The sequence below is a fragment of the Desulfobacula sp. genome (assembly GCF_021107415.1).
Window position 1 is genome coordinate 1 of sequence record NZ_JAIOSW010000244.1, and the last position, 11,861, is coordinate 11,861.

The 11,861-nt window shown below is 34.4% G+C and carries 11 protein-coding genes; 6 read left to right on the forward strand and 5 right to left on the reverse strand.

From position 1 onward, the window contains the following. Positions 1-523 precede the first annotated feature (523 nt). From K8S13_RS13245 to K8S13_RS13260, 4 genes are all read left to right on the forward strand, one after another. The gene (locus K8S13_RS13245) at positions 524-1,834 is read left to right on the forward strand and encodes an MFS transporter (RefSeq protein WP_291463141.1); all 1,311 of its coding nucleotides are present in this window, start codon (positions 524-526) and stop codon (positions 1,832-1,834) included. 718 nt (positions 1,835-2,552) lie between these two features. Then, positions 2,553-5,336, forward strand: coding sequence for a TrlF family AAA-like ATPase (locus K8S13_RS13250; RefSeq protein ID WP_291463142.1), 2,784 nt, complete (start codon positions 2,553-2,555; stop codon positions 5,334-5,336). A 113-nt stretch (positions 5,337-5,449) separates the two neighbouring features. Beyond that, a complete protein-coding gene (locus tag K8S13_RS13255) occupies positions 5,450-6,313 on the forward strand; it encodes a hypothetical protein (RefSeq protein ID WP_291463143.1) in 864 nt (287 codons plus the stop codon). A 104-nt stretch (positions 6,314-6,417) separates the two neighbouring features. Next, positions 6,418-7,641, forward strand: a complete 1,224-nt coding sequence (locus K8S13_RS13260; protein ID WP_291463144.1) for a hypothetical protein — start codon at positions 6,418-6,420, stop codon at positions 7,639-7,641. A gap of 72 nt (positions 7,642-7,713) precedes the next feature. On the opposite strand, the gene K8S13_RS13265 is transcribed toward K8S13_RS13260, so the two are convergent. The 5 genes from K8S13_RS13265 to K8S13_RS13285 all read right to left on the reverse strand — a co-directional run bounded on the left by K8S13_RS13265 (position 7,714) and on the right by K8S13_RS13285 (position 10,550). Next, positions 7,714-8,502, reverse strand: a complete 789-nt coding sequence (locus K8S13_RS13265; protein ID WP_291463145.1) for a nuclease-related domain-containing protein — start codon at positions 8,500-8,502, stop codon at positions 7,714-7,716. Between the two features lie 151 nt (positions 8,503-8,653). Beyond that, a complete protein-coding gene (locus tag K8S13_RS13270; RefSeq protein ID WP_291463147.1) occupies positions 8,654-9,388 on the reverse strand; it encodes an NYN domain-containing protein in 735 nt (244 codons plus the stop codon). Between the two features lie 33 nt (positions 9,389-9,421). Next, positions 9,422-10,063, reverse strand: a complete 642-nt coding sequence (locus K8S13_RS13275) for a BglII/BstYI family type II restriction endonuclease (RefSeq protein ID WP_291463148.1) — start codon at positions 10,061-10,063, stop codon at positions 9,422-9,424. Positions 10,064-10,066: 3 nt separating this feature from the next. Next, complete coding sequence (locus K8S13_RS13280) at positions 10,067-10,306, reverse strand: amphi-Trp domain-containing protein (RefSeq protein ID WP_291463151.1); 240 nt, start codon at positions 10,304-10,306, stop codon at positions 10,067-10,069. Between the two features lie 52 nt (positions 10,307-10,358). Beyond that, on the reverse strand, positions 10,359-10,550 hold the full coding sequence (locus tag K8S13_RS13285; protein WP_291463152.1) for a hypothetical protein: 192 nt from the start codon (positions 10,548-10,550) through the stop codon (positions 10,359-10,361). Positions 10,551-10,754: 204 nt separating this feature from the next. Here K8S13_RS13285 and K8S13_RS13290 point away from each other — a divergent pair, with 204 nt between their 5' ends. Together K8S13_RS13290 and K8S13_RS13295 are read left to right on the forward strand one after the other, a co-directional pair. Beyond that, complete coding sequence (locus K8S13_RS13290; protein WP_291463154.1) at positions 10,755-11,303, forward strand: gamma carbonic anhydrase family protein; 549 nt, start codon at positions 10,755-10,757, stop codon at positions 11,301-11,303. Further along, on the forward strand, positions 11,291-11,695 hold the full coding sequence (locus K8S13_RS13295; RefSeq protein WP_291463156.1) for a hypothetical protein: 405 nt from the start codon (positions 11,291-11,293) through the stop codon (positions 11,693-11,695). Before K8S13_RS13290 ends, K8S13_RS13295 begins: the two co-directional genes overlap by 13 nt. Positions 11,696-11,861 lie beyond the last annotated feature (166 nt).

Sequence of the window (11,861 nt, forward strand, 5' to 3'; positions counted from 1 at the left end):
CATTCGACACTGATGTTTTTTATTGACATAAACTATCTTCATTTTAAATCTCCTGCTTATTCGATAACCTATATGTCTTGAAACATTTCAGGTGATTCTGTCTTTCAGTTTTTGTTTAAGGCTCCAGCTTCTAATGACATCTTGTAACCTCTATTCTTAAATCCGATAGTACCAGCAAAGATATAGTGAATATGAAATCCGTATACAAGGATAAAGTAACCCTCTCCTATAAAATTTAACAAAAGGTTAAACTAATTTTGAAGACGTTTTTGAATATTAAAAGAAGCGAGCTTATTCAAACCCCAGAATTGTCATTGATATCAAAAATATATGTCACTGGAATTTAGGTTGAAAAAATGGTTCCGATCATGCAAGAATTGTCTTTAAATATATTATAGACAGAAAAGAAAACATTCGGCCAATGGTTGAAAAACGACTACTCACTGGGCGCAGAAATGGTATGACCTGAAAAACGTGGTTTAACTCTGTTTCTATGTTCTTGGGAAAGGATCAAATTATACCTTTGCATTTTATAAAACTAAAAACATCACGCCGCTGGCTGATATTTATCATTGCGGGAACTCTCTTTACCCTATCACAGTTTTATCGTTCATCTGTGGCAGTGATTTCTCCGAACCTAATACAGGATCTTAACCTTGATGCCTGGAAACTCAGTACCGTTTCAGCATCATTTTTTTATGCCTTTGCCCTAATGCAGATTCCTGTTGGTATTTTTCTTGATAGTATCGGGCCAAGAATCACCATGACCTTACTCACTCTGGTTGCCGTAGCAGGAGCATTCCTTTTTGCTATAGGCGAATCCTACCACCATCTGGCCATTGGCAGGGTGCTTTTAGGGGCCGGAATGGCATGCAACTTCATGGGAACTTTAAAACTTATCACTATCTTGTTCGATCCGAAATACTTCGCAACACTTTCGGCAATAATTGTATCTGTAAGCACTGCAGGCAATATAGCAGCAGCAACCCCCCTCGTCATTATGGTTCAATTTATGGGATGGAGAAACAGCTTCATGACAATGGGTGGAATTACTTTTGTCATAGCGTTTCTTTTCTTTTTCCTCTTAAGTGATCGGCCAGGTACCAAATTAATTTTGAGTCACAAAAACAATTCTCGTCCTATGATAGGAGACACTTTAAAAAGAGCTAAAATCCTTTTCTCTCAAAAAGATTTTTGGATAATTTCTTTTTCCACCTTTTGCCGTTATGGCGTTTTTGCTTCTGTTCAGGCGTTATGGGCAGGCCCTTATCTTATGAATGCCATTGGACTTTCTCCGGTTACAGCTGGTAATATTATCTTACTTATGAGCATAGGTATAATCATCGGCAGTCCTTTGAGCGGACATTTATCTGATCGTATCATTAATTCACGTAAAAGGATTATTATTCCCGGCATATGGGGTATGGCTATCATTCTATGTATTCTTGTGTTCCTACCGGATGGAACCGGAAAAATTACATTATCGTTACTCTTTTTCTTGTTTGGCTTGTTCAGCAGTTCAGGCCAGATAATGTATGCACATATTAAGGAACAAGTGCCTCATGAAAATGCCGGTATGGCTATGACAGCAATCAATTTTTTTACCATGGGCGGGGTCGCCGTTTTTTTACAGGGAATGGGCTCAGTTATGAAATTCTTATACCCCGGAGCATCCCTTGGGGTCCCAGCCTTCAGGAGTGCCTTTCTAATTTCCGGTGTTTGCCTTGCCATTATCGGTGTTTGTTATACTTTGACTTCAGAAACCCTGACTCTGGAAATTACAAAGTCCCAAATGTCATTTCATCGAAATGAAGATTCTGGTACTCAAGAATAATTATCTCTGTACAAATTATATAGGGGTTCGGATTTTTCAGGGTACCCAGAATATTGATTACTTGCAATCCAAGTATAATGGAAATACAATCAATAATTATATTTATCAAAGCAAAATCAAAGGGGAATTCATGGCTAAAGGAAGAGATACTCAAAAAAACGTTAAGAAAAAATCAGAAAAAACCTTGAAAGAAAAACGCAAAGAGAAAACAGCCAAAAAGGGTAAGATTTAATACTCAAGTATTATCCTTATGGAAACTGCCATAAGATTTCCAGAGTATCAATGATATCTGTTCAAATCTTGATAAAGTTTTAGGCGATTCAGTTCTGACTATAATCAGGACCAATAAAATTTCGGGAACCACACCGGACGTATAGACATAGTCCACACCATCGCAGAATGGATACTCCAAATATATTTGGACTATTTCCATACAAACTAAAATACCCGATAACGGCCTGGCTACTGTTAGAGTTTTGAGAGATCTAAAGTTTATTCAAAAAGGTTTGTTTCTGTAAAGCTGAAATATTTAATTCTGCTTTTCCTCAAATATTTGAATCTCTTTACAATCGGAATATCACTTGATACAAGTTTATCAATCAAGATTGCATGATGTCTGGAACTGTGTATAGCTTAACATTATGTGTAAAAAGCATAATGAAAATATTCTTCATAAGAATTTGATGTAATTATTCACTTCTATCAAAACGGGATGACTATGGAAAAATTAAATAATTTCAACGATTCCAGGGGATCGATCTGGAGAAAATGGGATTTGCATGTTCACACACCTGACACAAAACTCAATGATAATTACAAAACTAATGATGGTATCGATAAGTGGGATCAATTTTGTGATATTATTGAGAATTCGGATGTTGAAGCGTTTGGACTAACAGATTATTTTTCAGCTGCAAATTATTTTATTTTTCTGAATAAATTTTCAAAAAAATATCCAGACTCTATAAAAAGATTCTTTTTAAACATAGAGCTTAGACTCAATGAATCAGTGAACAAAGAGCAAGAGGAGGTGAATATTCATCTGCTCTTTAATCCATCTTCAATCGATAAAATTGATAAATTTTTAAACAAGCTGAACATCGTTAAAACTGGTAAAGATGATACTCCAATAGTATGCTCTGAATTGAAAACAAAAGATGAGTTCAAATCTGCAACGGTCACAAGGGAAAATATAATCAGCGCATTTGAACAGACATTTGGTAAAAAAGCAATTCGACAAGATCATTTTCTAATTATCACAGCTGCCAATAATGATGGCATTCGCCCAATGCGTGGAAAAATGAGAAAAGAAGTTATAACAGATGAAATAGACAAGTTTACGGACGTCTTTTTAGGTGGTATTCAAAATGTGAATTATTTTTTAAAAACTAATAGACTTGAAGATAATGAATCTTTTATTAGCAAAAAACCTGTTATATCAGGCTGTGACGCTCACTCATTTAAGGAGTTGAGCGAATATTTGGGTAAAAGAATTACAGAAGAAAAAAATGATATAGAGCGTATTTTAAAAGATGTAACTTGGATTAAAGCAGACAAAACATTTGAAGGATTAAGACAGATACTTTACGAGCCAGATCCCGGTGAACGAGTAAAAATTAGTCCTCTAAAACCAGACAGTAAAGATGATTTCAAAGTTATTCATAAAATCAGATTTAAAGGAACTGACTTTCCTGAAGAGGTAAAACTAAATAGCAATCTCTGTTCAATTATTGGAAGTCGATCTTCTGGTAAATCCGCACTACTCGCATATATAGCACATGCGGTTGATAAAGAGCTAACCGAAGAATTGGTTAAAGGCCCAGGCGAAGGTAGCGAGTATCACTGGAACAAAATAGATTTGCGACATACAATTGAATGGGCTAATGGAAAATCAAATAATGAAAGCCATGGGAAGATCGTATACATCCCACAAAATTATTTATTCGCTAAAAGCAAAGACCCAAATGAAATTAAAGATAAAATAGAACCCGTACTTTTCATGCACCTGCCGGAATTTAAAACACAATATTTAAAAACAATAAATCTCATTGACACTAAGAATGTGGCTATATCAAATGAAGTTATTAGTTGGTTTAACATATCAAATGCCATTCAGACTTATAGAGAAGAATTAAAAAATATTGGTGACAAAAATTCTATTAAAGAAGAAATAAAACAAACAGACTTGAGAATTAATGATCTGAAAACTAAATTTCAATTGAGTGATGAGGATATAAAAAAGTATCAAACGATAAGTGCCAAAATCGCAGTATTACAAAATAAAAATGAAAAAATTAATGATCAATGGATACAAATTGGCAATGTTTCAAAGGAACAAAACTTTTTTAAGATTCTCAAAATATCTCTTTTACCAGCACCCGATAGTTTACCTTCAAACCTCCAAGAACAAATCGCATCCATTTTGGATAATGAGGAAAGACGGATATTAAACAATGTCAATGAAAAAATTATTGAATATAAAGATTTTATTGAAAATGAAAAACAAACGCATGAGAAAAATATAGCTAAAATAACAAAAACAAACATCGCCTTGATAGAGAAATATCAGAAAAATATCGAATTTAGAGCACTTGTTAAAAAATTAAACGAGCATAACCAAAATATTGGTATTATAGAAACAATAGAAGCAAAAATTGATAAAAAGAAAATCACGCAAGATATCTGCGAGAAGAATATTAAATTGGCACTTGATGAAAGAAAATTGTTAATAGAAGAATTAGCGATCTCTATCGATCAAACCGACCAAAGTATGATTGAGGGCATAAAATTTGGTATTGAATTTGGGGTAAGCAATCATATCGAAGAAATTATACAAATACTTAATACTAAAGAAAGAACTCAATTCGTAATAAAAGGTGATTTTCAGCTTGATAGTATGAGAAAAAAACCAGGTGATTTTTTAAATGCTATAAATACCGGAAGACAAAAAACAATAGCACATAATAATCCCAAGGATGTTGCACGACGAGCTCTAACATTCACTGAAAAAATACTATTTACAGCAGAAATGGAAGGCGATAAAATTGGCGGATTTTCAGAACCGACAATGACACCAGGGAAACGGGCATTATTTGCTTTACGTTTGATACTTGCCGAATCAAATGGTACATGGCCGTTACTCATAGATCAGCCTGAAGATGACTTAGACAGTCGCTCAATTTATGATGAGGTTGTTCCCTTTTTAAAAGACAAGAAAAAAGAACGTCAGATAATTATGGTGACTCATAATGCAAACTTAGTCGTTGGGGCAGATTCCGAACAGATAATAGTCGCAAATAGGAATGGAGATGATAGACAAAATGAAGACGGCAAACAATTTAATTACTTAACTGGCAGTATTGAATTCTCCTATCCAAAGATTAAGAATTGCCCAGACACCTTAAATTCACGTGGTGTTAGAGAACATGCTTGTGATATCCTTGATGGAGGTAAGACTGCTTTTGAACTAAGAAGAAACAAATACAATTTAACAAAGATCTGATTATCTTTTAGGTATTTTTCGGTGGATGGATTATCTCAATTTACATAATATCCAGATCTGCAAAATAACTGTGTTCCCCTAAAAAATGAAAAATATACATTGACAAATTTATTATGAAAAACTGGAAATTCAGCAAAGATAGATATCCCTTGTCCGGGGAAATGTGTGCATTTTCAAATATTAAAATTGCAAAGACATCATTACTTCTTTTTGATCGTATATTTGTCTCGACGAGAACGAAAGCAAACAATAACGATCCTTTTAAAGACGTACCCGAAGATTTCACATTTGGTATTAATAAGGCTAACTCGAAAACATTAATGGTGATTGAAAAAAAAATAGAAACAGATTCATTAAGCTCTTCGGCAAATTTTATGGACTTACATGATCAGGTACGGAGACAAGTCTATTTAGAGTTTGGGATTCAGGCAACATCTGTTTATAACTCAGAGAATGCCTTTAAACATGAATTCCCGAATGGGCAATCGCTCGCATACCAAGCAGCTTTAAATAACCTATCTATCCCAAATGAATCTGATTTGGAATGGAGACAGGTTGTTGACTTTCGAAAGGACGTTGAGGCTAAACAAAAATACCGCGACCTTCGATTCTGGTTAGAATACGGGCTAAATGCAAAAACACTACAACATGCGACTGATATCATCAATAAACGCCTTGATGATTATGAGTGGGCATTAAAGAAACATGGCATTAAAACCGTTACTGGTGCACTGTCAAAAATTCTCAGTACAGAATCGCTTGCTGCAATCACAGTCGGTACAGGAATCAGTGCCCTACTGGGCGGGCCAATTGGGGCTATTTTGTCGGGAGGCCTACTTATTACAGCACAATGTTCTGTCTGGGTAGCTGAAAGACGTTTGGAACTGATGACAATCCAAAGGGAACAATTTCCTGAAGTGATGTGGATTCACGAAGCAAAGAAGCTTTTTAAAAACAAACCATATAGATTCTCTTGAGGGCGGGCTTTCAACATATAGCACAAAAGCTAAAAAATATGGGAGATTTTAATAAACATTCTTTTAAGTTTGATATCTGATGACTAATTAATAGTGAGCGGATTATGCCAGTAAAATGGAAAAAAAATAAAAATCTAAAGCCCCAAATTATACTATCCAAAATTAATAGTATTAAAACAGTTACTGATGATAAAAAAATCTCATACTCAGGATTTGAATATCATAATGTAATGGCCGTATTGCAGAATATGATTCAGTTCCCAAAAAGTTTTGAAGAATTAGACAAAGAATCAATTATTTCTGAAGCTGTAAACAATATTGCAAAAAAAGCAGATTTAGATAATACATCTGTTATTGATGAAATAAATTCTTTGGTTCGATATAAATTGGCTATTAGGCAATTGAAATATCATATGCTAACAACCATATCCATAAAAAGGCCCTTTCCGAGCAAAAGAATTATATTAGAAGACTCTACTATCAGAATTTTGGATTATAAATATCCCAAAAAATATATTGGAAGAGATGAAATTATCTCAAAACAAAATTTAGATATAGTCGAAACACCATCAAATTATACAAAACTTATTGTGACCTTAAAAAGTAAATCTTTAAATGGAGCTATTACAAAAGCACTCCGTGTTCTTGATATTCAAAGATCTATATGGTGCCTTTTTGGAAATGCTAGTTGGGAAATTGGGGGGGATGACTGGCAACCGATCAATAGAATAAGATTGGGGGGGAAACATACACTTCATAAAAATACTGGAAAATTAGCAACGAAAGTATTCTGGTATGAACCCAACTTTGTTAAGACAAAATTATTTTATGTGGATAACTTCAAAGATTATAAAAAGAATTGCGCATGGGCTTTGAAACAATTAAAACTTTCTAAGTATAAAACAAACATTAAAGACGCATTAATACGCTATGTTCGTGCGCTTGATGAAAGAGACCAAAATGTTGCTTTGATTAGACTTTGGGGAGCAATTGAAGCATTGGCAGCACCTTCAGAATCGAATTATGATTTAGTGACTAGACGATGTTCTTTTTTATATTCGGACCAAGAATACCATAAACAAGTTTTAGAGCATCTAAGAGAATATAGAAATTGTAGTGTTCATGCTGGGGATCAAATTGGTCGTGCTAAAACTAATTGTTATCAGTTGCAGAATTATTTCTACAGCTTAATAATTTTCCACTTAAAATCTGCTAATGATTTTTCGAGTTTAGAAGAAGCAAATAATTTCTTGGATTTACCATCAAATAAAAAATATCTTCAGAAGAAAAAGCTGTTAATAGAGAAGGCTATTAAATTCATATCATAGTAAATTTTTGGCATTGACTCTGGCTATAGTCCAAACCCTTTAAAACGTTTGAATTAACAATATTTAAAGCTATCATTCTTTTTTTGAATACTTCAAAGTCACCCGACATTTAGGAAACTGAGAGCATCCCCAAAATTGATTCCCAGCATTTACCCCTTTTTTTGACAGTCTCAAAACCATGGCACTTCCACATTTTGGACAAATCTGGCCATTTTGTTTTTCTTCTACAATATTCTTCACGTGCTTTACATGCTCACGATTTGTTTTAAAAGATCGCTCAAATCTTCCAAATTCAATTACCCGTATGGTTTCCTTTGTTTCATCATCAGATAATAGGATTTCATTTTTTGATTTAATAAAATTTATATACCCCCTGGGATAATTTATATTTGCAGGCATGGAAGTTTTAAAAGTAGCGTCACCAACAAAAACAATAACAGAAAATATCTTTTCTGATTCAATATTCAATGCACTTTCAAGCGTTTTGACGTGTTTATAATTCTGATGCAATGGATTTTGAAATTTCGTCTTATGCTTGAAAATAGTTTGGGTCCACATCTTTTGGCGTTCATTACCAAAAATCCAACCCTTCATATTCTTGGTCTCAACAACAAAAATGCCATATTTTGAAACAATGATATGATCAATCTGAGTGGTTCCATCTTCAGTGGGTAATGTCACATTTTTTATCAGATGATATTTGTTTTTATCCAGGAATAGAGTTGAAGCAATATTAATAATAACCTCCCCTATAAACCCTTTAAAAAGAGGGGTTTTAAAAAAGGCAATTACAATTGGGATTAGAAAAAAATACCAATATTCGATTATGATAGATATAAAAAATGCAGGCGTCAGATTCATTCAATCCTCATTCAATTTAGAATTTTTCAGTTGAAATATTAATAACAGCAAGAAATTTCTTTTTCAGCAGGGGCAAACTCTTAAAATAAATTAATAAATGAGATTTATATTATTTTTGCCATCCATCTTAAACCGTCATTTTTGATCGTTATTAAAGTTCTTTTTTCTTTTGTTCGTAACTGATCAACCCTTTAGAGTTCGCTTCATTAATAAAATCTAACCAGTTGGATATCCCTGGAATCATTCCGGTGAAATTATCGTTTATCATCTTCATTCTAACTTTGACTGATCCCGGAGTAGGAACCTTTTTATTCTTTTCCATTTGGTTTATTGATTCAATTAAAAGATTAAATGCTTCCTCTTTTGTAAAATCCTTTCCATTTTTAGAATAATCATCATCATTATCATATTGATCTGTCTCGTCTGGTATTAAATCTCTATAATCCTTATGGTCATCTGCAAATTCAAGTAGCCGCTCCGAAACATTGTGCGGGTTATAAATTATATTTACTGTTTTTCCGTGTTTTTTTAATAATTGGACAAGTGGCCTAAAATCAACATCTCCAGTTAAAATGACATAAGTATCTATATGCGGATATTGGAAAATCATTTCCGTCGCCTTGGTTATCAATATAAAATCCACACTATTTTTTGTTTTCTTTCCTTTGGTATCTAATTGTGGAATATACAGTAATTCAAAGCCATTTTCCGACAAAATTGAAGGTATGTTTGCCGCAATTGTTTTTCCCCAATCGCCGACCGCAATCAGATATGATCTATTTCCGATTGATTCACAATAGCTCAGCAAACCATCGACAAAAATATTTGCGATCTCTTTTGATGGTAATACATTTTGAATATCCCATAACACTGCTATATTTTTCATTTTATCCCTCTATTTTTATTTATGGAGATGTCTTCATTTTTCTCTCATAGGACCATGAAACACTTCTGATACGTGCCAGTCCAAATATTCATTTTTAGGATAATAACTTTTTCGGATAGGATTTCTTAATTGCTGGCCATTGAATTTCAGCACCATGTTATCAAAAAAATCGGTACCATGTGCTTTTTCTGAAACTCTCAAATCAAAAGAGTCATCGATGGTGATTAATCCCATAGCCAAATCGAATTCCGCCATATTGATAACGCTGGATGGTCGTGTAGGGAAAAATTCTGAAGGGTTCGTTGGAACTATTAGAACCGCCAAAGACAGCAATCCATTAGCATGACCGTATTGAAATTTGTAATAATCCCGATATAGGGTGGCACTGTTTCCAAATTGAATTTCAAGAAAAACAAGACCTTTTCTGAAGCCACCGATCAAGCGAGGATTTTTTAATAGAACAGGTTGTTGTTCCCAATCAAAATTAAAAAATTCTTGTTCAAATGCCTTATTATAAGCTCTTTGGTGTTGCAGTGCCTTTCCGTTATTTGGGTCAAAATTAAAATCAGGTTCCCATCTTATATTGGAAACACATTGATAAACTTCATCAATTTGAGATTTAAGACTATTTTGTAAAAAATCACCACAATGGAAATATTTTTCTTTGAATTTCATATTCTACTTCTCAGGCACCACCCATTTCATCTGAAATTCAACTTCCTCATTATTTCCCTCTCTTTCATGCTCAATATTAAATATTGCATTGGGAGGAACAGAGATCCTTTCCCCAGCAATTTGTATTCTGAACCTTTTATTCTGTTCAAGTGAATCAGCAAGTCTTCTTAATTTGGTCACGAAATGTTTTGTGGAGTACGTTTTTTCCAGATCTCTCTCGGGTTTAATTTTGCGTTTTGTCATGGCCCCTCGCTTTTTTTTATTGATCAGAATTTATCTGATAAGTCCCATCCAATCAAAACGGTGTAAATACTTCCCTCCCATCCCTGGCACCAAATAAAATCTGAGAAACTTTCCTTCCCCCTGCTGTATCATTAAATCTTTTTGTATGATTCCCATTATTTTGTCCGGGAATGATTTCTGAACTGGATTGTTGATTTTCAATGCATTCCCTGATTGCTGCTCGTTTCTCTTCAGATAGATACATGAGGTCACTCTCCTTTTTCAAGTTATAGCGAATATGGAACTGAGATTGTTAATGGTTTTATTGCACTTGGGCAGGGAGAATTCAAGAAAAAATCGTGAAGACATTTAAAAATAGTGGTTTTTACTTATTGAGGAATAGCTTTTTTGGAATATTATTGCTATTAATTCAAATAACAATTTGGTGAAAATTTTAAACAGGCAACCAATGGCCCTCTACTCATATAAAAATAATAAGCCTCAAATCCACAAGTCAGTTTTTATCGCACCGACAGCTCAAATCATTGGCAATGTAGCTATCGCTGAAAATTCCTCCGTATGGTTTCAATCTGTCCTTCGAGGTGATTTTGACAAAATAAGTGTGGGAGAAAGGACAAATATTCAAGACCTTTGTATGTGCCACGCTGATGAAAATATCCCATTAAAAATCGGAAATGGTGTTACCATTGGTCATAGAAGTATAATTCATGGATGCACAATAGGAGATGAGTGCCTGATTGGGATGGGATCAATTGTTATGAACCATGCTGTTATCGGCAAGGGATCTGTTGTTGCTGCTGGAGCTGTTGTATTAGAAAAAACCATTATTCCACCTTACTCTCTGGTAACGGGTTCGCCTGGGAAGGTTAAAAAAACTTATAAAAACAAAAAAGAGATTGAACGAAAAATCAGAACCATGTCAGACGATTATATGGGAATTGCTGAGAATTTTGGATCAAAACAGTTGTTTCATGAAGTAGAGGAGTGGCTAAGCTAAAACCCAAACAGCCGACCGATTATGATATGGATCAAGTCCGCCTGGAGTATTTAGCCTACTTTCAGAAAATACAACAAAGCGGCCCAGCACAGATTGGATGCATTACAAGGGTTGTCAAGGCATTTGGTGACTATCTGCAAAAATCCAGGATAAAATTGACCGGTATCAACATCGAACATGTGGATGACTTCTTAGCAGCGTTTAATGCATCGTATGCAAAAACGACCCAGCGTCTGTACCGGTCCTACCTGAGGTGCCTTTTACGTTATCTGTATAACGAGCGAAATTTAATAAAGCAGAATCTGGCTGACCTTGTTGATCGGACCACCAATGTTTGCCAAAGCCAAACCACCGCAATTTTTAAGGCCCCATCAAGTCCGTCAATTGTTTGATCGTTTGCCACATTCAAGAGCCTGTGAACTCCGAACATATATAAAGACAAGCGGTAATAAGTCAACCCCCAAATGGACAGAGCCAAAATACTAATGAATAAGATGTACCTCATATGGTTTTTTGTTTTTAAGTACGGAAAAAACAACATGGAGCAATTTGTTAGCA